The following is a 25062-nucleotide window of genomic DNA, read 5'->3' as shown; positions in this document are numbered from 1 at the left end:
GCACGAGCGTCACGCGCAGCGGTTTGACCACTTTTTTATCCCATGTTCCGGGATGATATGATTTAATGTGCAACATTCATGGTCTGTAAGAGGCAAAAATGGCATTATGCGCCCCTTACGACAAAACTGGCATCGACCAGGTTCAGGCAGAAAGGTTATCAATGAGCTGGATTGAACGAATTAAAAGCAACATCACTCCCACCCGCAAGGCGAGCATTCCTGAGGGTGTATGGACCAAGTGCGACAGCTGCGGTCAGGTACTCTACCGCGCCGAGCTGGAGCGCAACCTGGAGGTTTGTCCTAAGTGCGATCACCATATGCGCATGTCGGCGCGTAATCGCCTGCATAGCCTGTTGGATGAAGGTTCCCTGGTGGAACTGGGTAGCGAACTTGAGCCAAAAGATGTGCTGAAGTTCCGCGATTCAAAAAAATACAAAGACCGCCTGGCGTCCGCTCAAAAAGAGACGGGCGAAAAAGACGCGCTGGTGGTGATGAAAGGTACGCTCTACGCGATGCCGGTGGTGGCCGCGGCCTTTGAATTCTCCTTTATGGGGGGATCGATGGGTTCCGTCGTTGGCGCACGCTTTGTGCGCGCGGTGGAGCAGGCGCTGGAAGATAACTGCCCGCTGATCTGCTTCTCCGCCTCCGGTGGCGCCCGTATGCAGGAAGCGCTGATGTCGCTGATGCAGATGGCGAAAACCTCCGCGGCGCTGGCAAAAATGCAGGAGCGCGGATTACCGTACATCTCTGTGCTGACCGACCCGACCATGGGCGGCGTATCGGCGAGCTTTGCGATGCTGGGCGACCTGAACATTGCCGAGCCGAAAGCGCTGATCGGCTTTGCCGGTCCTCGCGTCATTGAGCAGACCGTACGTGAGAAGCTGCCGCCGGGATTCCAGCGCAGTGAGTTCCTGATTGAAAAAGGGGCGATCGATATGATCGTTCGCCGTCCGGAAATGCGTCTCAAGCTGGCCAGCATTCTGGCGAAGCTGATGAACCTGCCGGCGCCGGTTGCCGCTTCGGAAACGCCTCATGAAGGCGTGGTGGTGCCGCCGGCACCGGATCAGGAACCCGAGGCCTGATAAAGCAGAGGGCAGGGCCTGGCGGCGCTGCCCTTTTTTATTCAAACGCGTTAACCGTCAATTCTTGCGGGCATCATGGAAAAAGATCCTATTCCTCAGGCCACGTCGCCCCTGGCTACGTGGCTTTCTTATCTGGAACATCTGCACAGTAAAACCATCGACCTGGGGCTGGCGCGCGTCAGCGAGGTCGCGCGGCAGATGGATATCGTCAAACCGGCGCCGTTCGTCTTTACGGTCGCGGGCACCAATGGCAAAGGCACCACCTGCCGCACGCTGGAAACGGTCCTGATGGCGGCCGGCTATAAAGTGGGGGTCTACAGCTCTCCGCATCTGGTGCGCTACACCGAACGCGTGCGCATTCAGGGAGCGGAACTGCCGGAGGCGGCGCATACGGCCTCGTTTGCGGAGATTGAAGCGGCGCGGGGCGACATCTCGCTGACCTATTTTGAGTACGGCACGCTCTCTGCGCTATGGTTGTTTAAGCAGGCGCAGCTGGATGTGGTGATCCTGGAGGTGGGCCTCGGCGGCCGTCTCGACGCCACCAATATCGTGGATGCCGACGTCGCCGTGGTCACCAGCATCGCCCTCGATCATACCGACTGGCTGGGACCGGATCGCGACAGTATCGGCCGGGAGAAAGCCGGTATCTTCCGTGCCGGTAAACCGGCGGTGGTAGGGGAGCCGGATATGCCGCATACCATTGCTGAAGTGGCGCGCGAGAAGGGCGCGCTGCTCCAGCGCCGCGGCGTCGACTGGCGCTATGAGGTGGAAGGCGAGACATGGTCCTTCCGCGACGCGGGCGGAGCGTTAAGCCGCCTGCCGCTGCCTCAGGTGCCGTTGCCGAATGCCGCCACGGCCGTGGCGGCGCTGCGCGCCAGCGGCCTTGCCGTGGATGACGCTATCCTGCGCGCGGGGATCCGCGACGCGATGCTGCCGGGACGCTTTCAGATAATCAGCGACGCCCCGCGGGTGATCCTCGATGTGGCGCATAACCCGCACGCGGCGGCTTATCTCGCCGGGCGTCTCAAAACGTTAGCGAAAACGGGACGCGTGCTGGCGGTTATTGGTATGCTGCATGATAAGGACATCGCCGGTACGCTGGCCAATCTGACGCCGGAAGTTGACGTCTGGTACTGCGCGCCGCTGGAGGGTCCGCGCGGGGCGACGGCGGAGCAGCTGGTGGAACATTTGCGTGGCGGCACAGTCTATAGCAGCGTGGCGCAGGCATGGCGCGCGGCCATGGCTGACGCTAAAGCGGAAGATACAGTGCTGGTGTGTGGTTCATTTCATACGGTAGCGCAGGTAATGGAAGAGATTGACGCGGGGAGAATCGGTGGCGAGTAAGTTTCAGAACCGTTTAGTCGGGACAATCGTGCTGGTGGCGCTGGGGGTGATTATCCTGCCAGGGCTGCTGGACGGGCAGAAAAAGCATTATCAGGATGAGTTTGCCGCGATCCCGCTGGTGCCGAAACCCGGCGATCGCGATGAACCGGATATGCTGCCGGCGGCGACTCAGGCGCTGCCTTCGCAGCCGCCGGAAGGGGCGGCGGAGGAGGTGCGGGCTGGCGATGCCGCTGCGCCATCGTTAGATCCGTCGCGTATCCCGGTGAACAGCAACAGCTTCGATGACGTTCAGGAGCCGGTGGTTGCCGCGAAACCGCAGCCTAAACCCCAGCCGAAGCCGCAGCCGAAGCCGCAACAGCAGGCTGCGACGGCTACCCCTCCGCCGGCTAAGCCTCAGCAGCAGCAACCACCGCAGCAGCAGGCGGCCCTGCCGGCGCCGACCGGCAAGGCCTATGTGGTCCAGCTGGGCGCGTTGAAGAACGCCGATAAGGTGAACGAGATCGTCGGTAAGCTACGGGCATCGGGCTTCAAAGTCTATACGTCGCCTTCGACGCCGGTACAGGGTAAAATTACCCGTATCCTCGTCGGCCCGGATGCGTCAAAAGACAAGCTCAAGGGCCAGCTGGGCGATCTGCAACAGATCTCCGGGCTCAGCGGGGTGGTGATGGGCTTCACCCCGAACTGATGGTTTTTTCCGCCATGCGGAGAGAACGCGGCGGGGCTAAACGCCCCGTAAACCCTGTCTCAGCCGCCCTGAAGAGGCGAAAGGCAGTCTGGCGTTGAATGTTTTTTCAGCGCCATTTTTATTTCTGTAGGGCAAGGAAATCCCTACGCAAACGTTTTCTTTTTCTGTTAGAATGCGCCCCGAACTGGACGACAGGGCGTAAAATCGTGGGACGTATATGGTCTGGATTGATTACGCCATTATGGCGGTGCTGGGTCTTTCTTGCCTGGTCAGCCTGATCCGCGGCTTCGTTCGCGAAGCTTTATCGTTAGTCACGTGGGGTTGCGCGTTTTATGTCGCCAGCCACTACTACGCTGACCTGTCTGTCTGGTTTACGGGCTTTGAGGATGAACGGGTTCGAAATGGGATTGCTATTGCGGCGCTGTTTATCGTGACGCTCATCGTTGGCGCTATCGTGAACTATGTGATAGGCCAGCTGGTGGAGAAGACCGGTTTGTCAGGTACCGACAGGGTATTGGGGATCTGCTTCGGCGCGCTACGTGGGGTGCTGATCATCGCCGCTATCCTGTTCTTCCTTGACACCTTTACCGGGATGGCGAAGAGCGATGACTGGCAGCAGTCGCAGTTTATTCCCTATTTTACCCCCGTCATCAGATGGTTTTTTGAATACCTGCAAAGCTCGTCAAGTTTCTTGCCTAAAGTATAGACTTTGGGTCGTTGCTGAACGAGGAAAAGACGTATGTGCGGTATTGTCGGTATCGCCGGTGTTATGCCGGTAAACCAGTCGATTTATGATGCGCTAACGGTGCTCCAGCACCGTGGACAGGATGCCGCTGGCATCATCACCATTGATGCCAACAACTGCTTCCGGTTGCGTAAGGCTAACGGGCTGGTAAGCGACGTATTCGAAGCCCGCCATATGCAGCGTATGCAGGGCAATATGGGGATTGGCCACGTGCGTTACCCCACGGCGGGCAGCTCCAGCGCCTCCGAAGCGCAGCCGTTTTACGTCAACTCGCCGTATGGCATCACGTTGGCGCATAACGGCAACCTGACCAACGCCCATGAGCTGCGTAAAAAGCTGTTTGAAGAAAAACGCCGCCATATCAATACCACCTCAGATTCCGAAATCCTCCTCAATATTTTCGCCAGTGAGCTGGATAACTTCCGTCACTACCCACTGGAAGCGGACAACATCTTTGCCGCGATTGCGGCGACCAACCGCCTGATCCGCGGCGCGTACGCTTGCGTGGCGATGATCATCGGTCATGGCATGGTGGCCTTCCGCGACCCGAACGGCATTCGTCCGCTGGTGCTGGGCAAACGTGACGTAGGCGATGGCCGCACCGAGTATATGGTGGCCTCGGAAAGCGTGGCGCTTGACACCCTTGGCTTTGAATTCCTGCGCGATGTGGCGCCGGGCGAAGCGGTTTATATTACCGAGAAGGGCCAGCTGTTTACCCGTCAGTGCGCCGATAACCCGGTCAGCAACCCGTGCCTGTTCGAGTATGTCTATTTTGCCCGTCCGGACTCGTTTATCGACAAAATTTCCGTCTACAGCGCCCGCGTCAATATGGGGACTAAGCTGGGCGAAAAGATTGCCCGCGAGTGGGAAGATCTGGATATTGACGTCGTTATCCCGATCCCGGAGACCTCCTGCGATATCGCGCTGGAGATCGCCCGCATCCTTGACAAGCCTTATCGTCAGGGCTTCGTGAAGAACCGCTACGTCGGCCGCACATTTATCATGCCGGGTCAGCAGCTGCGTCGTAAGTCTGTGCGCCGCAAGCTCAACGCCAACCGTGCGGAGTTCCGCGATAAGAACGTGCTGCTGGTGGACGATTCCATCGTCCGCGGCACCACCTCGGAGCAGATCATCGAGATGGCGCGCGAAGCAGGGGCGAAAAAAGTGTATCTGGCCTCAGCCGCGCCGGAAATTCGTTTCCCGAACGTGTACGGTATCGATATGCCGACCGCCAACGAACTTATCGCCCATGGCCGCGAAGTGGATGAGATCCGCCAGATCATCGGCGCCGATGGCCTGATTTTCCAGGATCTCAACGATCTGATCGAAGCGGTGCGCGCGGAAAATCCGGATATTCAGCAGTTTGAATGCTCAGTGTTCAACGGCGTATACGTCACCCGGGATGTCGACCAGCAGTACCTCGACTACCTCGATTCCCTGCGTAACGATGATGCCAAAGCGGTCCAGCTGCAGAACGAAGTCGAAAACCTCGAGATGCACAACGAGGGTTAAGCCGTTCGCGCGTCGCGGGCCCGCCGTTTCTGATGGACGGCGGGCCTTTTTTTCGCCCGGCAACCGTGCGTCAATGGTTGCGCCAACGGCTATAATCCGGCAAAGTCTGCGGCACGACGCGCAAGGGGTAACTGAACGTGAAACGACTGATTATTGGCATTTCCGGCGCCAGCGGCGCCATCTATGGCGTGCGGATGCTGCAGGTGCTTCGGGATGTGCCGGATATAGAAACCCATTTGATCCTCAGCCAGGCGGCGCGCCAGACGCTGGCGATGGAGACCGACTTTACCGTGCGTGAAGTGCAGGCGCTGGCTGATGTGGTGCATGATGCCCGCGACATCGCCGCCAGCATCTCCTCCGGCTCGTTTAAAACCGCCGGGATGGTGATTTTACCCTGCTCAATGAAAACGCTCTCGGGTATTGTCCATAGCTACACGGATGGTCTGCTGACGCGGGCGGCGGATGTGGTGCTGAAGGAGCGTCGTCCGCTTGTGCTCTGCGTGCGGGAGACCCCGTTCCATCTTGGCCATCTGCGCCTGCTGGTGCAGGCCGCGGAGCTGGGGGCGGTGATTATGCCGCCGGTGCCAGCCTTCTACCATCGGCCGCAAAGCCTGGATGATGTTATCAACCAGACCGTCAACCGGGTGCTCGATCAGTTCGACATTAGCCTGGAACAAGAGTTGTTTACTCGCTGGCAAGGGGCACAGGATTGCACCAAATAGGTGCGTGAAATGTACGCTTGCGCTGCGGTGGTGCAAATTTGTCGCCCCGATCAAATCCTCGACATTTATTTCGTCTTTTTGCGCTCAGGCGCTGCGGTTTCGCCAGTAATGCTGGTATCTTCCCTTTTAAGACAATCCTGCAACTTTATTTTAACAAATTTAACCCTGTTCCCGGCACGCACCGGGAAGATGGCACAAAAACTGCAGGATTGCTCGGCAATCACCATAACAAGCAACGCACCACATCACGACACTTAAGGGTACTGTATGAAGAAGACGATTCTGGCTCTCTCTTTACTCGTGGGAATGAGCAGCACGGCCAGCGTGTTCGCTGCTCTGCCGCAGAGCATTCGCATTGGCACTGACGCGACCTATGCGCCGTTTTCGTCGAAAGACGCGAAAGGGGACTTTGTTGGCTTTGATATCGATTTAGGCAATGAACTGTGCTCCCGTATTAAGGTGAAATGTACCTGGGTCGGCAGTGATTTTGACTCCCTGATCCCCTCCCTCAAGGCGAAGAAAATTGACGCCATCATCTCCTCGCTCTCCATCACCGAGAAGCGCCAGCAAGAGATCGCCTTCTCTGACAAGCTTTATGCCGCCGACTCCCGTCTGATCGCGGCCAAAGGCTCGCCGATCCAGCCGACGCTGGAGGCGCTGAAAGGTAAACACGTCGGCGTGCTGCAGGGATCCACGCAGGAAGCCTATGCTAACGATCGCTGGCGCAGCCAGGGCGTTGACGTGGTGGCCTATCAAAACCAGGACCTGATCTATTCCGACCTCTCCGCAGGTCGTCTGGATGCGGCGCTGCAGGATGAAGTCGCCGCCAGCGAAGGCTTCCTCAAACAGCCCGCCGGGAAAGATTTCGCCTTCGCCGGCCCGTCGGTTAAAGACAAAAAGTATTTTGGCGACGGCACCGGTATCGGCCTGCGTAAGGACGACGCCGAGCTGAAAGCCGCGTTTGATAAAGCGCTGGGCGAGATGCGCAAAGACGGCACCTACGACAAAATGGCGAAGAAATACTTCGATTTTAACGTCTACGGCGACTAAGACTGCCGCAGGCCCGCGCTATCGGGTGGGCCTGCCGCCATGCTCGTGTAAAAGCCCTGAAAAGGTGCATCGCCAGACGCTGTGGATCATTTTAGTGCAAAGGCGGCCGCTTTTGTGGCTAAAAAATGCATAGTTAAGCGTTTGTGATGCAAAAAAATGGCCTTTCTGGTGCATAAATCTTTGCCCTCAAGGGGCGAATAATGGCACGATAACTGGTGTTAATAGTTCTAATAAACCCGTTAGAATGACAGTCTGTCGAGGATAGTTATGAAAAAACTGGCGTTGTCTCTCTCTTTAGCGCTGGCCCTTTCCAGCGTTTCCACGGTCTTTGCCGCTATTCCGCAAAAAATTCGTATCGGTACCGATCCGACTTATGCTCCCTTCGAATCGAAGAATGCGCAGGGGGAATTGGTGGGTTTTGATATCGATCTGGCAAAAGAGCTGTGTAAGCGTATTAATACCCAATGTACCTTTGTGGAAAACCCGCTGGATGCGCTGATCCCCTCTTTAAAAGCGAAGAAAATCGACGCGATTATGTCTTCGCTGTCGATTACCGAAAAGCGTCAACAGGAAATCGCTTTCACCGACAAACTGTATGCGGCTGATTCGCGTCTGGTGGTGAAAAAGGGCAGCCCCGTGACGCCGGACCTCGCCACCCTGAAGGGGAAGCGCGTGGGCGTGCTGCAGGGCACGACGCAGGAAACTTATGGTAATGAGCACTGGGCGCCGAAAGGTATCGAGATTGTCTCTTATCAGGGACAGGACAATATCTATTCCGACCTGACCGCCGGCCGTATTGATGCCGCTTTCCAGGATGAGGTCGCGGCCAGCGAAGGGTTCCTGAAACAGCCTATCGGTAAAGATTACCAGTTTGGCGGTCCGTCGATTAAAGACGAAAAGCTGTTCGGCGTCGGCACCGGTATGGGGCTGCGTAAGGAAGACAACGAACTGCGTGAAGCGCTGAATAAGGCGTTTGCAGAGATGCGTAAGGACGGCACCTACGACAAGCTGGCGAAAAAATATTTCGATTTTAACGTATACGGCGAATAATTCTCACGCCTCACCACTGCGCGTCCGATTCACGCGCAGTGGTGGATGACAGACAGGGTAGGCAGCATGCTGTATGGGTTTTCACAGGTTATTTTGCAGGGTGCGCTCGTCACCCTGGAGCTTGCGCTCAGCTCGGTCGTTCTCGCCGTCCTGATCGGGCTGGCGGGCGCGGGCGCAAAGCTATCGAGCAACCGTCCTCTGGCGCTGGTGTTTGAAGGCTATACCACACTGATCCGCGGCGTCCCCGACCTGGTGCTGATGCTGTTGATTTTCTACGGCCTGCAGATTGCGCTCAACAGCGTCACCGACGCGTTGGGCATGTCGCAGTTTGATATTGACCCGATGATCGCCGGGATAATTACCCTTGGCTTTATCTATGGCGCCTATTTTACGGAAACCTTCCGCGGCGCCTACCTGGCGGTGCCGAAGGGGCATATCGAAGCGGCCACCGCCTTTGGCTTCAGCGGCGGGCAGACGTTCCGGCGCATCCTGTTCCCGGCGATGATGCGCTACGCGCTGCCGGGGATCGGCAACAACTGGCAGGTTATCCTCAAGGCGACGGCGCTGGTCTCGCTGCTGGGGCTGGAGGATGTGGTCAAAGCCACGCAGCTGGCGGGCAAAAGCACCTGGCAGCCTTTCTACTTCGCCATCGTCTGCGGCCTGATTTATCTGGTGTTTACCACCCTGTCTAATGGCGTACTGCTGCTGCTCGAACGCCGCTATACCGTTGGCGTGAAGAGGGCTGACCTGTGATTGAAATTATTCAGGAGTACTGGAAATCACTGCTGTGGACCGACGGGTATCGCTTTACCGGCGTGGCGATTACCTTATGGTTGCTGATCTCTTCGGTGGTCATGGGAGGCATCCTGGCGGTCTTTCTGGCAATCGGCCGCGTTTCAAGCAATAAGTTCATCCAGTTTCCCATCTGGCTGTTTACTTACATATTTCGCGGCACGCCGCTGTACGTGCAGCTATTGGTCTTTTACTCCGGCATGTACACCCTGGAAATCGTCAAAGGCACTGAACTGCTGAACGCCTTTTTCCGCAGCGGGTTAAACTGTACGGTGCTGGCGCTGACCCTGAACACCTGCGCCTATACCACCGAAATTTTCGCTGGCGCGATCCGCTCGGTACCGGCGGGCGAAATTGAAGCGGCGCGGGCCTACGGCTTCTCTTCGGTCAAACTGTACCGCTGCATCATCCTGCCTTCCGCGCTGCGGATTGCGCTGCCGGCCTACAGTAACGAAGTGATCCTGATGCTGCACTCAACGGCGCTGGCGTTTACCGCCACGGTGCCGGATCTGCTGAAAATCGCCCGCGATATCAACTCGGCCACCTATCAACCGTTCACCGCCTTCGGCATCGCCGCGGTGCTCTATTTAATTATCTCGTATGTGCTGATTAGCTTGTTCCGCAAAGCGGAAAAGCGCTGGTTGCAGCATATCAAACCTTCTTCAACGCATTGAGAACGCCATGTCCGACAATAAATTAAACGTTATCGATCTGCATAAACGCTATGGGGAACACGAGGTGCTGAAGGGCGTCTCGCTGCAGGCGAAAGCCGGGGACGTTATCAGTATCATCGGTTCATCGGGTTCCGGGAAAAGTACCTTTTTGCGTTGTATTAACTTCCTTGAAAAACCGAGCGAAGGCACGATCGTCGTCAGCGGCCAGAATATTGGCCTGGTACGGGATAAAGACGGCCAGCTGAAGGTAGCCGACAAGAACCAGCTGCGCCTGCTGCGCACCCGGTTGACCATGGTGTTTCAGCATTTCAATCTGTGGAGCCATATGACGGTGCTGGAGAACGTCATGGAGGCGCCGATTCAGGTGCTGGGCTTAAGCAAACAGGAAGCGCGCGAACGGGCGGTAAAATACCTGGCCAAGGTCGGGATAGATGAACGTCAGCAGGCGAAATACCCGGTGCATCTTTCCGGCGGCCAGCAGCAGCGTGTCTCTATTGCCCGCGCGCTGGCGATGGAGCCGGAGGTGCTGCTGTTTGATGAGCCGACCTCCGCGCTGGATCCGGAGCTGGTGGGCGAAGTGTTACGCATTATGCAGCAGCTGGCGGAAGAGGGGAAAACCATGGTGGTGGTGACCCACGAAATGGGCTTTGCCCGCCACGTCTCTTCGCATGTCATTTTCCTGCATCAGGGAAAAATTGAAGAAGAAGGGCATCCGGACGCGCTGTTCGGCGCGCCGAAAAGCCCGCGCCTGCAGCAGTTTCTGAAAGGTTCGCTGAAATAAACGGCTCACCCGGCGTCCGCGGGCGCCGGGTGGGATCCACGCTCCAGCCGGTAGATCCAGTCATCGTAATCGACGCCGTTCAGATGATAGGCTTTCTCCAGCACCTGCGTGCGTACAAAGCCCTGCTTCTCCAGCAGGCGCGATGAGCCACGATTCTCTGCCAAAACCCAGGCATTGATAGCCCGCACCCCCAGCGTGCTGAAACCATAATCGCAGATCGCCCGCAGCGCTTCGCTGGCATACCCTTTTCCCTGAGCCTCGGGCAGCAGCGCATAGCCGACGTCGGCCTCGTGCGGATTTTTAGGGCTGATGCGAAGCCCAATATCGCCCAGCGCATCGCCGCGCTGATTACGCAGAACATACACGCCGGGATCGGCGCAGCGACTGGCGAACACGCTGCGCAACGCCTCCTCGCTTAACATTTCGCCCATAAAACGCATCACCTGCGGATCCTGGCGCAGGCGCAGAAAAAAGGGCCAGTCATCGGTAACAAAGCGGGTAAGCGAAAGGCGAGGCGTGGTGATGGTCGTCATAAAGCAGTCAATACAAAGAAGGAAAGGCCTACCTTAGCACTTTACTCCGCCTGGTAACACCGGCGAACCGGCCCGCTGGCGATGAACTCAGGCGCTTCAGGGCGCGGGTTGTCCGGGATAGGGCGACGCTGCAGCGCCAGGCTGAGACCATCCAGGCGTGGGGCATTAGCCAGCAGAATGGAATCAGGGGAGCCAATGCTCCCCCGTGTCAGCCATTAACTCAGCACATCCTTTAGCGCTTCGTCGAGATCGTACCAGCGGAAGGCGAAGCCGGCGGCTTCCAGCCGCTTAGGCAGCGCACGCTGACCGCCGAGCACCAGGACGGCGGATTCGCCCATCAGCAGGCGGATGGCGGCGGCGGGGACGCGGAAAATCGCCGGTCGATTGAGCGCATGACCCAGCGCGTGGGCGAACTGCTCGTTATGCACGGGATAGGGCGAAACCATATTGAACGGGCCGCGCAGATCGTTCTCCAGCAGCCACAGAATGCCGTTAACCATATCGTCGATATGGATCCAGGCCAGGTACTGTCTGCCGCTGCCGATAGGCCCGCCGAGGCCGAGCTTAAAGGCCGGGGTCATTTTGCCGAGAATACCGCCCCGCGGCGCCAGTACCACGCCGGTGCGAAGCAGACAAACGCGAGTGCGATTGCTTTGCGCTTCGCAGGCAATTTGCTCCCAGCGGGCGCAGAGCTTATGGGTAAACTCATTGTGCGGCGGCTCTTCTTCGGTCACCACCACTTCGCCGAGGTCGCCGTAATAGCCGGTGGCTGACCCGCTGATCAGCACGGAGGGAGGGGTGTCGCTGGCGTGGATCAGGCCCACCAACCGCTGAGTGAGATCCCAGCGACTATGGCATAAGCGCTGTTTCTGTTCGGCGGTCCAGCGTTTATCGGCGATGGGCTCGCCCGCCAGATTGATGACGGCATCGATGTCATTGAGGTGGTGATGGCCCTCGAAATCGCGCCACAGCGTGACGCGCGGATCGAGATGGGCGCGGGCGGTATCCGGATGTCGGGTGGAGACCGTGACGCTATGCCCGAGCTCCAGCAATCTGGGTATCAGATGTCGGCCAATCAGGCCGGTACCACCAGTAAGCAGGATCTTCATACCACCTCCCTGACATGGTTAGCGCCGCCAGCTCATGGTCATGGATACCGAGTCGGCATAGCGCAGCGCGTGAAGTTTATCGATCTCCACTTCAGCATATGTGACCCAGTGATGTTCGCATGCGATATTCAGCACATCCTGAGTTAATTTTTCCAGCAGCGAAAAACGACCATTCTCAAGATGGCTGATGATGCGTTTGGTAATGGTGCGGTAGTTCAACGCATCATTAATGTCCTCGCTGTCGCGCGCTTTATCGGCAGGGTAGTGAATGGCCACATTCACCACCACGTCCTGGCGGTTGGCGATCTCTTCCTCTTTAATACCAATAAAAGTACGCAGGCGCAGGTTCTTAATACGAATAATGGCGTCTGGTTGAGACATTGCAGGCTTCCTCCGTGGTGTAAGTCCTGCAATCATACAACAAAGCGCGACGGGCGAGCAGGGGGTTAATAAGACTGAATTTTTAGCATCGCTTCCACCGTCGCCGGCCGCTGCTTAATGCGCTCATACCAGTTATGCACCGCCGGATAGTTCGCCAGATCGATCCGCTGGCGGACATGGCAGTTCACCCAGGGCCAGGCGGCGATGTCGGCGATGCTGTAGTGGTCCCCGCCCAGCCACGGGCTGGATCCCAGGCGGTGATTCAGTACCCCGTAGAGTCGCTGGGTTTCCACCTGAAAACGCTCAATCGCGTAGGGCACGGTTTGCGGCGCTGAGTGGGAAAAATGCTGATTTTGCCCCAGCATCGGTCCCAGGCCGCCGACCTGCCAGAACAGCCACTGCAGGGTGGTATAGCGCGCCCGCAGCTCGCCGCTCAGCAGCTTGCCGCTTTTTTCCGCCAGATAGAGCAGAATGGCGCCGGACTCGAAGACGCTCAACGGCGCGCCGCCGTCGGCAGGCATGTGGTCGACGATAGCCGGAATTTTGTTATTCGGCGAAATCGCCAGAAACTGCGGATGAAACTGCTCCCCTTTACCGATATCGACCCGAATTAGCCGATAGGCCAGCTGCGCCTCTTCGAGAAAGAGGGTGATTTTGTGGCCGTTTGGGGTGGGCGCATAGTAGAGATCGATCATAATATTTCCCGCCGTCGTGGGTCGCAAACTGATCGAGTATAGATGAAGCTGCGCGACCCGGGAGAAAATCCGCGAGCGGCGCGTCGGTCTGTCGCCAGCCACGCAGCGGGCGAGCAGTGACATCGCCTGTAAGACAGGCTATGTTGGTTTATTGCCCTGTCTACCAACCCTGAGGAAGCTATGAGCCAGCCTGTGATTACCCTGTGGTCCGATGCCGATTTTTTCTCACCGTACGTGATGTCTGTCTATGTCGCGCTGCAGGAAAAGAGCCTGCCTTTTAGCCTTAAAACCATCGACCTGAACCGCGGCGAACATCTGCAGGCCGGCTGGACGGGCTATACAGCCACCCGTCGCGTACCGCTGCTGGAGGTTGACGATTTCGCGTTAAGCGAGTCTTCGGCGATTACCGAATATCTGGATGAGCGTTTCGCGCCGCCTGAGTGGGAGCGCCTTTATCCACACGATCTGCAAAAGCGGGCCCGCGCCCGGCAGATCCAGGCCTGGCTGCGCAGCGATCTGGTGCCCATTCGTGAAGAGCGATCCACCGCCGTGGTGTTTGGTGGAGTGAAAATGCCGGCGCTCAGCGAGGCAGGCAAGCGGTCGGCGGAAAAACTGTTTGCCACCGCGACCACACTGCTGGCCCACGGCGGGCAAAATTTATTCGGCGAATGGTCTATTGCCGACGCCGACCTGGCGCTGATGCTCAATCGTCTGGTTCTCAATGGCGATGAGGTGCCGGAGGCGCTGGCGGATTATGCGGCGTTCCAGTGGCAGCGGGCCTCAATCCAGCGTTACGTGGCGCTTTCCGCCAAACGCGGAGGCTGATAACCCGCTGCGCTTCCGCTATCATAGAGGCATCGTAACCAGTGGAGATGGAACCTATGAAGCTGATGTTTGCCTCCGATATTCATGGTTCGCTGCCCGCCACGGAACGCGTGCTTGAACGGTTCGCGCAAAGTGGCGCCAGGTGGCTGATCATCCTCGGCGATGTGCTTAATCACGGACCGCGCAACGCGTTGCCGGAAGGCTATGCGCCGGCGGAGGTGGCCGAGCGGCTGAACAGCGTGGCGGAGCGCATCATTGCCGTCCGCGGTAACTGCGACAGCGAAGTGGATCAAATGCTGCTTCGTTTTCCCATGACCGCACCCTGGCAGCAGGTGCTTGGCGAAGGCTATCGCCTGTTTCTGACCCACGGTCATCTGTATAGCCCGGACAATTTGCCGCCACTTGCCGCTGGCGATGTCCTGGCGTATGGCCATACTCATATTCCGGTTGCTGAAAAACGCGGGGCGATCTCTCTGTTTAATCCTGGCTCAGTGAGTATCCCGAAAGGGGGATATTCCGCCAGCTATGGGCTACTGGATGAGGGGCGTCTGCAGGTTTTAGCACTCAATGATAATCAGGTTATTGCAGAGGTCGCAATTTACCCGTAATTTAGCCCTCAATCATAAAGACGCGCCGCAAGAGCGCTTTTAAAGTAAGGTTTCCTGATGGCGGAACAGAATCATTTGGCAAGCACAGAATGGGTCGATATTGTTAATGAAAACAATGAGGTGATAGCACAGTCCAGCCGCGAGCAGATGCGCGCGCAGTGCCTGCGCCACCGGGCGACCTATATCGTCGTTCACGACGGAATGGGGAAAATTCTGGTGCAGCGACGCACCGAGACAAAAGACTTTCATCCGGGCATGCTGGATGCCACCGCCGGCGGCGTCGTGCAGGCTGATGAGCAATTGCTGGAGTCGGCCCGCCGCGAGGCGGAAGAGGAGTTAGGCATCGCCGGGGTGCCGTTCGCCGATCACGGCCAGTTCTACTACGAAGATAAATTCTGCCGCGTCTGGGGAAGCCTGTTCAGCTGCGTTTCCCACGGGCCGTTTGCCCTGCAGGAAGAAGAGGTAAGCGAGGTGTGCTGGTTAACGCCGGAAGAGATCACCGCCCGCTGCGATGAGTTCACGCCCGACTCCCTGAAAGCGCTGGCGCTGTGGATGACCCGCAACGCCGGTAACGAGTATGATGACGCGGAAGAGAGCGAGCGCGAATAATCGCGCGAACGCGTGGCAGCAAACGCTGTTCGCCTCCTGACAAAAAAAGGCAGCCATCTGGCTGCCTTTTGCTTTTCTCTCAGCGAGCGATTACTTCTGCTGCTGAGCTGACTGGATCGCGGTCAGTGCGATGGTGTAGACGATATCGTCTACCAGCGCGCCACGAGACAGATCGTTGACCGGCTTGCGCATACCCTGCAGCATCGGCCCGATGGAGATCAGGTCGGCAGAGCGCTGTACCGCTTTATAAGTGGTGTTACCGGTGTTCAGATCCGGGAAGATGAACACGGTCGCGCGGCCAGCTACCGGCGAGTTCGGCGCTTTGGATTTCGCGACGTCAGCCATCACCGCGGCGTCATACTGCAGCGGACCGTCGATCATCAGGTCAGGACGTTTTTCCTGCGCCAGGCGGGTCGCTTCGCGGACTTTTTCTACATCGCTACCCGCGCCGGAAGTACCGGTGGAGTAGGAGAGCATCGCCACGCGCGGTTCGATGCCGAAGGCAATCGCGGAGTCAGCGGACTGAATCGCGATTTCCGCCAGCTGCTCTGCGGTCGGATCCGGGTTGATCGCGCAGTCGCCGTAAACGTAAACCTGTTCCGGCAGCAGCATGAAGAACACCGAAGAGACCAGCGAGCTGCCCGGTGCGGTTTTGATCAGCTGCAGCGGCGGACGAATGGTGTTGGCGGTGGTGTGTACCGCGCCGGACACCAGGCCGTCGACTTCGTCTTGTTCCAGCATCAGGGTGCCGAGAACCACGTTATCTTCCAGCTGCTCGCGGGCGACCGCTTCGGTCATGCCCTTGCTCTTACGCAGTTCGACCAGGCGAGCCACGTAGCTTTCGCGTACCACTTCCGGGTCGACGATTTCGATACCGGCGCCCAGCTCAACGCCCTGCGCTGCCGCAACGCGGTTGATCTCATCCGGGTTACCCAGCAGCACACAGGTGGCGATCCCGCGTTCGGCGCAGATAGCGGCGGCTTTCACGGTACGCGGCTCGTCGCCTTCCGGCAGAACCACGCGTTTGCCGGCTTTGCGCGCCAGCTCGGTCAGCTGGTAGCGGAAGGCTGGCGGGGAGAGACGGCGGCTGCGCTCGGAGGTCGCGGTCAGCGATTCGATCCAGTCGGCGTTGATGTAGTTGGCGACGTATTCCTGAACTTTCTCAATGCGCTCGTGATCGTCAACCGGTACTTCGAGGTTGAAGCTCTGCAGGCTCAGGGAGGTCTGCCAGGTGTTGGTGTTGACCATGAATACCGGCAGGCCGGTGGCGAAGGCGCGTTCGCACAGCTTGCTGATGCGCGCGTCCATTTCATAGCCGCCGGTCAGCAGGATGGCGCCGATTTCCACGCCGTTCATCGCTGCCAGGCAGGCGGCAACCAGCACGTCAGGACGATCTGCGGAGGTAACCAGCAGCGAGCCCGCGCGGAAGTGCTCCAGCATGTGCGGGATGCTGCGCGCGCAGAAGGTCACGGATTTGACGCGGCGGGTGTTGATGTCGCCTTCGTTGATGATGGTCGCATTCAGGTGATGGGCCATGTCGATCGCTCGGGTGGCGATCAGATCGAAGCTCCACGGTACGGCGCCCAGCACCGGCAGCGCGCTGCCGTTTTGCAGCTGAGCCGGGTCGATCTTCACGACTTTCGCTTTGGATGAGTCGTCGAAGATTTCTGACAGGTCAGGACGGGTACGGCCCTGCTCGTCGACCGGCGCATTCAGTTTGTTGATGATAACGCCGGTGATGCTGGTGTTTTTCGCGCCGCCAAAGCTGTTGCGGGTCAGTTCAATACGCTCGTTCAGCTGTTCTGGCGTATCGGTGCCCTGCGACATCACGAAGACGATTTCCGCGTTCAGGGTTTTGGCGATTTCAAAGTTCAGCGCCTGGGCGAACTGATGCTTACGGGTCGGCACCAGGCCTTCCACCAGTACCACTTCCGCGTCCTGAGTGTTCGCGTGGTAGTTGGCGATGATCTCTTCCATCAGCACATCTTTCTGATTGCTGGAGAGCAGAGACTCAACGTGGTTCATCTTCAGCGGTTCAGCAGCGGTGGTGGTGGAGGAGCTGGCGCGAACGATGGTGGTGGTCTGGTCCGGGGCATCGCCGCCGGAGCGCGGCTGGGCGATAGGTTTAAAGACGCTCAGACGAACGCCTTTGCGTTCCATAGCGCGGATCACACCGAGGCTGACGCTGGTCAGGCCTACGCTGGTACCGGTAGGAATTAACATGATAGTACGGGACACGGTATATCCTCTTTCGTTACCGCCAGTATCAGGCGGGATACAAAACAGCACCACCAGCGACCCGTCATACTCCACGTTGCACGTGCGTTGGCTCTACTTGCTCACCCCGGTCGCGTACGCGCTGTACGCGCCGGGGATCTGCTGTGTCGCCGCCTTCCTGCAGCTCGAAGTATTGCGGGTCAGGGCTGGCGGTGTGGAATTATGCGGTCAGACGGCTGGCGTCTTGCGCGATGACCAGCTCTTCGTTGGTCGGGATAACCACGGCAGGACGGGTGCCTTCTTTGTTGATGAAGCCAGACTTGCCAAAGCGGGCAGCCAGGTTACGCTCATGGTCAACTTCAAAGCCCAGTACGCCCAGTTTGCCCAGCGACAGCTCACGCACCATCGCGGCGTTTTCACCGATGCCACCGGTGAAGATCACGGCGTCGAGACGGCCGTCCATCAGCGCAGTGTAGGAGCCGATGTATTTCGCCAGGCGGTGGCAGTAGACGTCCATCGCGCGTTTAGCGTCGGCTTTTTCCTGGTAGTTGTCTTCCACGTAGCGGCAGTCGCTGGTGACTTCGGTCAGGCCCAGCAGGCCGGACTCTTTGGTCAGCATTTTGTTGATGGCGTCAACGCTCATGCCCAGGGTGTCGTGCAGATGGAAGATGATGGCCGGATCGATATCGCCGGAGCGGGTACCCATCACCAGGCCTTCCAGCGGGGTCAGACCCATGGAGGTGTCAACGCATTTGCCGTTACGAATAGCGGAAACTGAACCACCGTTGCCGAGGTGGCAGGTGATGATGTTCAGCTCTTCAACCGGCTTGTTCAGGAACTTAGCGGCTTCCTGAGTCACGTAGAAGTGGCTGGTGCCGTGCGCGCCGTAACGACGAACGCCGTGCTCTTTGTACAGGCTGTACGGCAGGGCGTAGAGATAGGATTCTTCCGGCATGGTCTGGTGGAACGCCGTATCGAATACTGCCACGTTTTTGTCTTTCAGGTGCGGGAAGGATTTCAGCGCTTCAGCAATGCCGATCAGGTGTGCCGGGTTGTGCAGCGGGGCGAAGGACGCGGCGTCTTTAATGCCCTGAATCACGGACTCGTCGATGACTACGGAGCTGGTGTATTTTTCGCCGCCGTGGACGATACGGTGGCCGATTGCGGTCAGCTGAGCAGACAGTTCTGGTTTTTGTGCCAGAATAGTGTTAACGATAAAGTTCAGTGCTTCGCTGTGCGCGGCGCCCGCGCCTAATTCGGCTTCATGTTTGCCGCCGTCAATTTTCCATTTGATACGGGCTTCCGGCAGGTGGAAGCATTCCGCTAAACCGGACAGGTATTCGTCGCCGTTCACGGCGTCAAGGATAGCAAATTTCAGAGAGGAGCTACCGCAGTTCAGAACCAGTACTAACTTACTCGACATGGAAGTACCTTTTTATGATACGTGGCTAAAAAAACGTCAGTGTGTCATTAGCGTAGCGCAGGATGACCTCGACATTTATGATTAACATCATGCCTTGTTCTGTTTTCAGGCACGATGAGATAAGTACATTTGATTTTATGCCATTTTGCATAATTTTCAGCCAATGGCAGAATATGCGATAATTTGACTAGCCTGGCAAAAGAGTCTATCCGCCCTTTCAGGCGGGCACAGGATACCTGATTGCGGCATCCTTTGCCAAAATCTTTTGAACGATGTCATGCATAGTTGGTGTTTTGCACGAATTTTTTAAGTTTTATATGTAAAGTTGAGGTAAAGCCATGTCGACCCCTGAGAAACGCCCCGTTAGCTTCTTTAGCTTGTTCAACCGCGGGCAGCACTACGCCAAGACCTGGCCTCTCGACAAGCGCCTCGCGCCGGTATTTATTGAAAACCGTATCATTCGTGCCACCCGCTACGCCATCCGCATCATGCCGCCGATCGCCATTTTCACCCTCTGCTGGCAGATAGCGCTGGGCGGCCAGTTGGGTCCCGCCGTGGCCACCGCGCTGTTTGCATTGAGCCTGCCGATGCAGGGGTTATGGTGGTTGGGTAAACGTTCAGTGACGCCGCTGCCGCCTTCCATTCTTAACTGGTTCTACGAAGTACGCGGCAAACTGCAGGAGGCGGGGCAGGCGCTGGCGCCTGTCGAAGGCAAGCCCGATTATCAGGCGCTGGCTGACACGCTTAAGCGCGCCTTCAAACAACTCGATAAAACTTTCCTTGATGATTTGTAATTCACTACGGAAAACGCATATAAAAGAAGGCGCATGATTTATGCGCCTTCTTTATTTCACGCCCTACCGTGCTACAGGAGTCACAACATGGAAATGACCAATGCGCAGCGTCTGATTTTATCCAATCAGTACAAAATGATGACGATGCTCGACCCGGACAATGCGGAGCGCTATCGTCGTCTGCAAACCATCATTGAGCGTGGGTATGGGCTGCAGATGCGTGAACTGGACCGCGAGTTCGGCCAGTTGACGGAAGAAACCTGCCGTACCGTTATCGACATCATGGAGATGTACCACGCGCTACACGTCTCCTGGACCAACCTGAAAGACGCGGAGGGTATCGACGAGCGTCGGGTCACCTTCCTCGGCTTTGATGCCGCCACCGAAGCGCGTTTTCTCGGCTACGTGCGCTTTATGGTCAATGTTGAAGGCCGTTACAGCCACTTTGACGCCGGCACCCATGGCTTTAACTCGCAGACCCCGATGTGGGAGAAATATCAGCGGATGCTGAGCGTCTGGCACGCCTGCCCGCGCCAGTATCATCTGAGCAGTAACGAAATTAACCAAATCATCAATGCCTGAGGGAGGTGCCCGTGCAGTGTAAAGGTTTCCTGTTCGATTTAGACGGGACGCTGGTGGATTCCTTACCGGTGGTGGAGCGTTCATGGTGCAAGTGGGGGGATCGTTTCGCCATCGACCATGATGAAATTCTCAGTTTTATTCACGGCAAACAGGCCATTACCTCCATTCGCCATTTTATGCCGGGTCGCAGCGAGGAGGATATCCAGGCCGAATTCCGTTATCTCGAGCAGATGGAAGCCACTGATATCGAAGGCATCGTTGCCCTGCCGGGGGCGTTAGCCCTGCTGAATTCGCTCAATGAGGCTGGGATCCCGTGGGCGATTGTCACCTCCGGCTCGATTCCGGTTGCGCACGCGCGTCACCGCGCGGCGGGCCTGCCGATGCCGGAGGTGTTTGTCACCGCAGAGCAAGTGAAGCACGGCAAGCCGGCGCCGGACGCCTATCTGCTGGGCGCCGAGCGGTTGGGGCTGCCTGCCGGGGAGTGCGCGGTGGTGGAAGATGCGCCGGCGGGGCTGCTCTCCGGGCTGACGGCAGGCTGTCGCACCATCGCGGTCAAGGTGCCTGCCGATGCCCCCCGTCTGGATGAAGCCGACCTCGTGCTGAGCAGCCTGGAAGATCTGCTGGTTGAACGCCAGGCCGACGGCGTGGTGAATGTGCGTCTTAAAGCGTAAACCCATGATTTCGCCCCGCGTCGTCGGGGCTTTTTTATGCCACTATGTCGACTCCCACTTGTGACAAGGAAACGTTGTGAACGGTGAATTGATTTGGGTTTTATCCCTCCTGGCCATCGCGGTTGTGCTGTTTGCTACCGGCAAGGTGCGCATGGATGCTATCGCCCTGATGGTCATTGTCGCCTTTGTCCTCAGCGGCACGCTGACGCTGACCGAAGCTTTTTCCGGGTTCAGCGATCCTAACGTGATCCTGATTGCCGCCCTGTTTATTATCGGCGACGGCCTCGTGCGTACCGGGGTAGCCACCAAGATGGGCGCCTGGCTGGTGAGCGTAGCAGGCAACAGCGAAACCAAAATGCTGATCTACCTGATGCTCACCGTCGCCGGGCTGGGCGCGTTTATGAGCTCCACCGGCGTGGTCGCCATTTTCATTCCGGTGGTCCTTAGCGTCTCGGCGCGGATGAATACCTCCCCCTCGCGGCTGATGATGCCGCTGAGCTTCGCCGGGCTTATCAGCGGGATGATGACCCTGGTGGCGACGCCGCCCAACCTGGTGGTCAACAGCGAACTGCTGCGCGAAGGGCTGCACGGCTTCAGTTTTTTCAGCGTCACGCCGATTGGCCTGGTGGTGCTGATCCTGGGCATCGTCTATATGCTGGCGGTGCGCTTTATGCTGAAGACGGATAATGGCGAATCCGCGCGCGATGGACGAAAAAGAAGCACCTTCCGCGATTTGATTCGCGAATATCACCTCACCGGCCGCGCCCGCCGACTGGCGATCCGACCCGGTTCGCCGATGATCGGTCAGCGGCTGGATGATTTAAAGCTGCGTGAGCGCTACTGTGCCAACGTTATCGGCGTTGAGCGCTGGCGGCGGTTCCGTCGGGTGATTGTTAACGTCAACGGGGTATCTGAATTTCGCGCCCGCGACGTCCTGCTGATCGATATGTCCGCCTCCGATGTCGACCTGCGCCAGTTCTGCGGCGAGCAAATGCTCGAGCCGATGGTGCTGCGCGGCGAGTATTTTGCCGATCAGGCGCTGGATGTGGGGATGGCGGAGGTGGCGCTGATCCCGGATTCAGAGATGATAGGCAAAACGGTGCGTGAGATAGCCTTCCGCACCCGGTTTGGTCTCAATATCGTCGGCATGAAGCGCGATGGCAAAGCGATGGATGGTTCCGTGGTCGATGAGCCGCTGCAGCTCGGCGATATCCTGCTGGTGGTCGGCAACTGGCGGCAAATTGCCCTGCTGGCGAAGCGCGGTCGGGATTTCGTGGTGCTCAATATGCCGGTTGAGGTCGATGACGCTTCGCCGGCCCACAGCCAGGCTCCGCACGCGATTTTCTGTCTGGTGCTGATGGTGGCCCTGATGCTGACGGATGAAATCCCCAACCCCATCGCCGCGATCATCGCCTGTCTGCTGATGGGCAAATTCCGCTGCATCAACGCCGAAAGCGCCTACAAGGCGATCCACTGGCCGAGCATTATTCTGATTGTCGGGATGATGCCGTTTGCCCTGGCCTTACAGAAAACCGGTGGGGTGGATCTGGTGGTCAAGGGACTGATGGACGTTGCCGGAGGCGAGGGGCCTTATCTGATGCTCGGCTGCCTGTTTGTGATGTGCGCGGCGATAGGCCTGTTTATCTCTAACACGGCCACCGCAGTGCTGATGGCGCCTATTGCCTTAGCGGCGGCGAAGTCGATGGGCGTGTCGCCCTATCCCTTTGCCATGGTGGTGGCGATGGCGGCTTCGGCGGCGTTTATGACCCCGGTCTCCTCGCCGGTCAACACCCTGGTGCTTGGCCCGGGTAAGTATTCCTTCAGCGACTTTGTAAAGATTGGCGTGCCCTTTACCGTGCTGGTAATGGTGGTCTGCGTCCTGCTGATCCCGGTGCTCTTCCCGTTTTAAGGTATGCAGGCCGGGTAGGGGGCGACCGCTGCCCGGCCTGAAAAATTACAGCGGCGAATCCTGGCTGATTTCATCCAGCGACAGCTGGAAGCTCGGGACAAACACCTGCATAAAGTAATCCATCTCCGCGCTGCGCCGCGACGCCAGCGTTTTTTCCAGACGGCCTTTGGCCAGCAGAAATTCGTTGTTGCCCGCCGACAGCTCTTCGAGGCATTTCAGGTAGGCGCAGAGGGCGTCAGCCTGTTTGACGATCGACTGCTCTTCCTCACTGTAGTGATGCTCGTCAATCAGCGGTTCGAAAATATCGCGCAGCTCGTCAGGCACCATATCCACCAGCTTCTGCTGGGCGATTTTCTCAATCGCCTTATATTCCTGGGCAATCTGCGAATTGAAATATTTCACCGGAGTAGGGAGATCGCCAGTTAAGACCTCCGAGGCGTCATGGTACATCGCTAACAAGGCGATACGCTCGGCGTTGACCTGGCCGCCGAATTTGCGGTTTTTGATCGCCGCCAGCGCGTGGGCGACCATCGCCACCTGCAGGCTGTGCTCGGAGACATTTTCAGTGCGCACGTTGCGCATTAGCGGCCAGCGGTTAATCAGTTTCAGACGGGAGAGGTGGGCAAAGAAATGACTCTGACTCATAGGAACCCTTAATCAGTGACAACATCGGGTTCCATTGTGCGCAGGGATCGCCGCCGGATGCAAATGCCGGCGGCGGCACGATTACAGCTGATGGTAGCCGGAGAGGAAGCGGCCGAAGCGGGAGATCGCCATCTCCAGGTCGTCTTCGCGAGGCAGGGTCACAATGCGTACGTGATCCGGCCACGGCCAGTTAAAGGCAGTACCCTGCACCAGCAGCACTTTCTCCTGCAGCAGGAAATCGAGCACCATTTTCTGGTCATCGTGAATATTGAAGCGTTTGGCGTCGATTTTCGGGAACATGTACAGCGCGCCTTTTGGCTTCATGCAGGAGACGCCCGGAATATCGTTGATCAACTCCCAGGCGCGGTTGCGTTGTTCATACAGACGCCCGCCGGGAATGATGAATTCGCTGATACTCTGGTAGCCGCCCAGCGCCGTCTGGATAGCATGCTGGGCCGGCACGTTGGCGCACAGACGCATCGACGCCAGCATTTCCAGTCCTTCGATATAGCCTTTCGCATGTTTTTTCGGGCCATTCAGCACCATCCAGCCCTGACGGAAGCCGGCGACGCGGTAAGTTTTCGACAGTCCGTTGAAGGTCACCGTCAGCAGATCGGGCGCCAGAGCGGCGATCGAGTGATGCTGGGCTTCATCGTAGAGGATCTTGTCGTAGATCTCATCGGCGAAAATAATCAGGTTGTGCTGGCGGGCGATCTCCACGATCTCCTGCAGCAGCTCTTTGGAATAAACCGCGCCGGTGGGGTTGTTGGGGTTGATGATCACGATCCCGCGGGTGCGAGGCGTAATTTTAGCGCGGATATCGTCAAGATCCGGGAACCAGTCAGAGGATTCGTCACACAGATAGTGCACCGCTTTACCGCTGGAAAGGGACACCGCCGCCGTCCACAGCGGGTAGTCCGGGGCGGGAACCAGCATCTCATCGCCGCTGTTTAACAGCGCCTGCATCGCCTGGACAATCAGTTCGGACACGCCGTTGCCGATGTAAATATCTTCCACGGTGACATCGCGCATTCCCCGCGCCTGGTAATGCTGCATGATGGCTTTACGCGCCGAGTACAATCCTTTCGAATCGCAGTAACCCTGGGCGGTAGGCAGATTGCGGATGACGTCGACGAGGATCTCGTCAGGGGCTTCGAAGCCGAAGGGCGCCGGGTTGCCGATGTTCAGTTTCAGAACCTTATTGCCTTCTTCTTCAAGACGTTTCGCTTCTTTCAGAACCGGGCCGCGGATGTCATAACAGACGTTCTCTAACTTGCTGGATTTTTCGATGGGGGACATGAATCTTGACCTTTTAGCTGTTATCGCCACTCCCTGCCGTGGAAGTCAGCACGGAACAATGTACTCCGCCTCCCCGCTGTTTTGAAGGCTTTGCAGGAGAAGATTTTGCTAACGCAGGATTTTAAGCGTAATTGATTTATCTGCGGCTTGCTGATTTTTCCTGTGGTTTATGCCTTTTCATGGCATTTTTTCGGTCGTCTATGTTGAGGTAGTGCCTTTTTTACCATCATTTATCTGGTTTGTTTGTCTGGTAAACGGAGGGGCTGAAGAATGGATGGCCGCAAAAAAACGCTATCCTTAATGTAATAGCGGTTGATTTGTAATC

28 protein-coding genes are annotated in these 25062 nt (G+C 57.7%); 19 read left to right on the top strand and 9 right to left on the bottom strand.

Annotated elements, in window-relative coordinates; all coding sequences use genetic code 11:
- Positions 1–161: 161 nt before the first annotated feature.
- From accD to ABLX76_RS22690, 6 genes are all read left to right on the top strand, one after another.
- Complete coding sequence (accD, locus tag ABLX76_RS22715; RefSeq protein ID WP_004201773.1) at positions 162–1082, top strand: acetyl-CoA carboxylase, carboxyltransferase subunit beta; 921 nt, start codon at positions 162–164, stop codon at positions 1080–1082.
- Positions 1083–1157: 75 nt separating this feature from the next.
- Complete coding sequence (gene folC / locus ABLX76_RS22710; protein WP_049013210.1) at positions 1158–2426, top strand: bifunctional tetrahydrofolate synthase/dihydrofolate synthase; 1269 nt, start codon at positions 1158–1160, stop codon at positions 2424–2426.
- Positions 2416–3111 (top strand): cell division protein DedD, encoded by a 696-nt coding sequence (dedD, locus tag ABLX76_RS22705; RefSeq protein ID WP_262962594.1) that lies wholly within the window; start codon positions 2416–2418, stop codon positions 3109–3111. Before folC ends, dedD begins: the two co-directional genes overlap by 11 nt.
- 217 nt (positions 3112–3328) lie before the next feature.
- Positions 3329–3817 (top strand): colicin V production protein, encoded by a 489-nt coding sequence (gene cvpA / locus ABLX76_RS22700; RefSeq protein WP_023290523.1) that lies wholly within the window; start codon positions 3329–3331, stop codon positions 3815–3817.
- 33 nt (positions 3818–3850) lie between these two features.
- A complete protein-coding gene (purF, locus tag ABLX76_RS22695) occupies positions 3851–5368 on the top strand; it encodes an amidophosphoribosyltransferase (protein ID WP_004180758.1) in 1518 nt (505 codons plus the stop codon).
- A gap of 137 nt (positions 5369–5505) precedes the next feature.
- On the top strand, positions 5506–6090 hold the full coding sequence (locus tag ABLX76_RS22690) for a UbiX family flavin prenyltransferase (protein ID WP_080901560.1): 585 nt from the start codon (positions 5506–5508) through the stop codon (positions 6088–6090).
- A 65-nt stretch (positions 6091–6155) separates the two neighbouring features.
- Here the strand turns inward: ABLX76_RS22690 and ABLX76_RS22685 are convergent, their stop codons facing one another.
- Positions 6156–6317 carry a hypothetical protein gene (locus ABLX76_RS22685; protein ID WP_032424512.1) on the bottom strand — a complete coding sequence of 54 codons (162 nt, stop codon included), beginning with the start codon at positions 6315–6317 and terminating at the stop codon, positions 6156–6158.
- 40 nt (positions 6318–6357) lie between these two features.
- Between ABLX76_RS22685 and argT the strand changes: the two genes are divergently transcribed.
- From argT to hisP, 5 genes are all read left to right on the top strand, one after another.
- Entirely contained in the window at positions 6358–7140 is a 783-nt protein-coding gene (argT, locus tag ABLX76_RS22680) for a lysine/arginine/ornithine ABC transporter substrate-binding protein ArgT (protein WP_004180753.1), read from the top strand.
- A 267-nt stretch (positions 7141–7407) separates the two neighbouring features.
- Entirely contained in the window at positions 7408–8190 is a 783-nt protein-coding gene (gene hisJ, locus ABLX76_RS22675) for a histidine ABC transporter substrate-binding protein HisJ (RefSeq protein ID WP_002913209.1), read from the top strand.
- A 66-nt stretch (positions 8191–8256) separates the two neighbouring features.
- Complete coding sequence (locus ABLX76_RS22670) at positions 8257–8943, top strand: histidine ABC transporter permease HisQ (protein WP_023290521.1); 687 nt, start codon at positions 8257–8259, stop codon at positions 8941–8943.
- On the top strand, positions 8940–9656 hold the full coding sequence (gene hisM, locus ABLX76_RS22665; protein WP_002913207.1) for a histidine ABC transporter permease HisM: 717 nt from the start codon (positions 8940–8942) through the stop codon (positions 9654–9656). Before ABLX76_RS22670 ends, hisM begins: the two co-directional genes overlap by 4 nt.
- Positions 9657–9663: 7 nt before the next feature.
- Complete coding sequence (gene hisP, locus ABLX76_RS22660) at positions 9664–10437, top strand: histidine ABC transporter ATP-binding protein HisP (RefSeq protein ID WP_002913206.1); 774 nt, start codon at positions 9664–9666, stop codon at positions 10435–10437.
- A gap of 5 nt (positions 10438–10442) precedes the next feature.
- On the opposite strand, the gene ABLX76_RS22655 is transcribed toward hisP, so the two are convergent.
- Positions 10443–10970, bottom strand: coding sequence for a GNAT family N-acetyltransferase (locus ABLX76_RS22655; RefSeq protein WP_065804893.1), 528 nt, complete (start codon positions 10968–10970; stop codon positions 10443–10445).
- A 128-nt stretch (positions 10971–11098) separates the two neighbouring features.
- On the opposite strand from ABLX76_RS22655, the gene ABLX76_RS22650 reads away from it, so the two are divergent.
- A complete protein-coding gene (locus tag ABLX76_RS22650) occupies positions 11099–11206 on the top strand; it encodes a hypothetical protein (protein WP_032453602.1) in 108 nt (35 codons plus the stop codon).
- Here the strand turns inward: ABLX76_RS22650 and ABLX76_RS22645 are convergent.
- The 3 genes from ABLX76_RS22645 to yfcG all read right to left on the bottom strand — a co-directional run bounded on the left by ABLX76_RS22645 (position 11186) and on the right by yfcG (position 13155).
- Positions 11186–12079 (bottom strand): TIGR01777 family oxidoreductase, encoded by an 894-nt coding sequence (locus ABLX76_RS22645; RefSeq protein ID WP_087777297.1) that lies wholly within the window; start codon positions 12077–12079, stop codon positions 11186–11188. The two genes, ABLX76_RS22650 and ABLX76_RS22645, sit on opposite strands and share 21 nt — an antisense overlap.
- Before the next feature lie 18 nt (positions 12080–12097).
- On the bottom strand, positions 12098–12460 hold the full coding sequence (gene folX, locus ABLX76_RS22640) for a dihydroneopterin triphosphate 2'-epimerase (protein WP_002913200.1): 363 nt from the start codon (positions 12458–12460) through the stop codon (positions 12098–12100).
- Positions 12461–12525: 65 nt separating this feature from the next.
- Positions 12526–13155 carry a GSH-dependent disulfide bond oxidoreductase gene (yfcG, locus tag ABLX76_RS22635; protein WP_023290519.1) on the bottom strand — a complete coding sequence of 210 codons (630 nt, stop codon included), beginning with the start codon at positions 13153–13155 and terminating at the stop codon, positions 12526–12528.
- 180 nt (positions 13156–13335) lie between these two features.
- Here yfcG and yfcF point away from each other — a divergent pair, with 180 nt between their 5' ends.
- Genes yfcF through yfcD form a run of 3 tightly spaced genes read left to right on the top strand, consistent with a single transcriptional unit; the run spans position 13336 to position 15197 of the window.
- Entirely contained in the window at positions 13336–13980 is a 645-nt protein-coding gene (yfcF, locus tag ABLX76_RS22630; protein ID WP_048336248.1) for a glutathione transferase, read from the top strand.
- A gap of 56 nt (positions 13981–14036) precedes the next feature.
- Positions 14037–14588, top strand: a complete 552-nt coding sequence (gene yfcE / locus ABLX76_RS22625; protein WP_023290517.1) for a phosphodiesterase — start codon at positions 14037–14039, stop codon at positions 14586–14588.
- A 57-nt stretch (positions 14589–14645) separates the two neighbouring features.
- Entirely contained in the window at positions 14646–15197 is a 552-nt protein-coding gene (gene yfcD / locus ABLX76_RS22620) for an NUDIX hydrolase YfcD (RefSeq protein WP_002913197.1), read from the top strand.
- Between the two features lie 90 nt (positions 15198–15287).
- On the opposite strand, the gene pta is transcribed toward yfcD, so the two are convergent.
- Together pta and ackA are read right to left on the bottom strand one after the other, a co-directional pair.
- Positions 15288–17435, bottom strand: coding sequence for a phosphate acetyltransferase (pta, locus tag ABLX76_RS22615; protein ID WP_032453599.1), 2148 nt, complete (start codon positions 17433–17435; stop codon positions 15288–15290).
- 199 nt (positions 17436–17634) lie between these two features.
- On the bottom strand, positions 17635–18837 hold the full coding sequence (gene ackA / locus ABLX76_RS22610; RefSeq protein ID WP_048297933.1) for an acetate kinase: 1203 nt from the start codon (positions 18835–18837) through the stop codon (positions 17635–17637).
- A gap of 338 nt (positions 18838–19175) precedes the next feature.
- Between ackA and yfbV the strand changes: the two genes are divergently transcribed.
- From yfbV to ABLX76_RS22590, 4 genes are all read left to right on the top strand, one after another.
- Positions 19176–19631, top strand: a complete 456-nt coding sequence (gene yfbV, locus ABLX76_RS22605) for a terminus macrodomain insulation protein YfbV (RefSeq protein WP_002913194.1) — start codon at positions 19176–19178, stop codon at positions 19629–19631.
- Between the two features lie 87 nt (positions 19632–19718).
- Entirely contained in the window at positions 19719–20213 is a 495-nt protein-coding gene (locus ABLX76_RS22600) for a YfbU family protein (protein WP_023290515.1), read from the top strand.
- A gap of 11 nt (positions 20214–20224) precedes the next feature.
- Positions 20225–20884, top strand: a complete 660-nt coding sequence (locus ABLX76_RS22595; protein WP_023290514.1) for a sugar phosphatase — start codon at positions 20225–20227, stop codon at positions 20882–20884.
- A gap of 76 nt (positions 20885–20960) precedes the next feature.
- Positions 20961–22793, top strand: a complete 1833-nt coding sequence (locus tag ABLX76_RS22590) for an SLC13 family permease (RefSeq protein ID WP_044524269.1) — start codon at positions 20961–20963, stop codon at positions 22791–22793.
- A gap of 45 nt (positions 22794–22838) precedes the next feature.
- On the opposite strand, the gene yfbR is transcribed toward ABLX76_RS22590, so the two are convergent.
- A complete protein-coding gene (gene yfbR, locus ABLX76_RS22585) occupies positions 22839–23438 on the bottom strand; it encodes a 5'-deoxynucleotidase (RefSeq protein ID WP_002913188.1) in 600 nt (199 codons plus the stop codon).
- 81 nt (positions 23439–23519) lie between these two features.
- On the bottom strand, positions 23520–24737 hold the full coding sequence (gene alaA, locus ABLX76_RS22580) for an alanine transaminase AlaA (RefSeq protein WP_004201748.1): 1218 nt from the start codon (positions 24735–24737) through the stop codon (positions 23520–23522).
- Positions 24738–25062: the final 325 nt, after the last annotated feature.

It is taken from the genome of Klebsiella sp. JB_Kp004 (genome assembly GCF_040065795.1).
Taxonomy (GTDB): Bacteria; Pseudomonadota; Gammaproteobacteria; order Enterobacterales; family Enterobacteriaceae; genus Klebsiella; species Klebsiella quasipneumoniae.
The sequence above is the reverse complement of the archived record's forward strand: the minus strand, read 5'-3'. Positions and strand labels throughout refer to the sequence as shown.

Coding starts and splice junctions, on each gene's coding strand:
- accD (WP_004201773.1), top strand. CDS start 162: ATGAGCTGGATTGAACGAATTAAAAGCAACATCACTCCCACCCGCAAG.
- folC (WP_049013210.1), top strand. CDS start 1,158: ATGGAAAAAGATCCTATTCCTCAGGCCACGTCGCCCCTGGCTACGTGG.
- cvpA (WP_023290523.1), top strand. CDS start 3,329: ATGGTCTGGATTGATTACGCCATTATGGCGGTGCTGGGTCTTTCTTGC.
- purF (WP_004180758.1), top strand. CDS start 3,851: ATGTGCGGTATTGTCGGTATCGCCGGTGTTATGCCGGTAAACCAGTCG.
- ABLX76_RS22685 (WP_032424512.1), bottom strand. CDS start 6,317: ATGGTGATTGCCGAGCAATCCTGCAGTTTTTGTGCCATCTTCCCGGTG.
- argT (WP_004180753.1), top strand. CDS start 6,358: ATGAAGAAGACGATTCTGGCTCTCTCTTTACTCGTGGGAATGAGCAGC.
- hisJ (WP_002913209.1), top strand. CDS start 7,408: ATGAAAAAACTGGCGTTGTCTCTCTCTTTAGCGCTGGCCCTTTCCAGC.
- ABLX76_RS22670 (WP_023290521.1), top strand. CDS start 8,257: ATGCTGTATGGGTTTTCACAGGTTATTTTGCAGGGTGCGCTCGTCACC.
- hisP (WP_002913206.1), top strand. CDS start 9,664: ATGTCCGACAATAAATTAAACGTTATCGATCTGCATAAACGCTATGGG.
- ABLX76_RS22655 (WP_065804893.1), bottom strand. CDS start 10,970: ATGACGACCATCACCACGCCTCGCCTTTCGCTTACCCGCTTTGTTACC.
- ABLX76_RS22645 (WP_087777297.1), bottom strand. CDS start 12,079: ATGAAGATCCTGCTTACTGGTGGTACCGGCCTGATTGGCCGACATCTG.
- folX (WP_002913200.1), bottom strand. CDS start 12,460: ATGTCTCAACCAGACGCCATTATTCGTATTAAGAACCTGCGCCTGCGT.
- yfcG (WP_023290519.1), bottom strand. CDS start 13,155: ATGATCGATCTCTACTATGCGCCCACCCCAAACGGCCACAAAATCACC.
- yfcF (WP_048336248.1), top strand. CDS start 13,336: ATGAGCCAGCCTGTGATTACCCTGTGGTCCGATGCCGATTTTTTCTCA.
- yfcE (WP_023290517.1), top strand. CDS start 14,037: ATGAAGCTGATGTTTGCCTCCGATATTCATGGTTCGCTGCCCGCCACG.
- yfcD (WP_002913197.1), top strand. CDS start 14,646: ATGGCGGAACAGAATCATTTGGCAAGCACAGAATGGGTCGATATTGTT.
- ackA (WP_048297933.1), bottom strand. CDS start 18,837: ATGTCGAGTAAGTTAGTACTGGTTCTGAACTGCGGTAGCTCCTCTCTG.
- yfbV (WP_002913194.1), top strand. CDS start 19,176: ATGTCGACCCCTGAGAAACGCCCCGTTAGCTTCTTTAGCTTGTTCAAC.
- ABLX76_RS22600 (WP_023290515.1), top strand. CDS start 19,719: ATGGAAATGACCAATGCGCAGCGTCTGATTTTATCCAATCAGTACAAA.
- yfbR (WP_002913188.1), bottom strand. CDS start 23,438: ATGAGTCAGAGTCATTTCTTTGCCCACCTCTCCCGTCTGAAACTGATT.
- alaA (WP_004201748.1), bottom strand. CDS start 24,737: ATGTCCCCCATCGAAAAATCCAGCAAGTTAGAGAACGTCTGTTATGAC.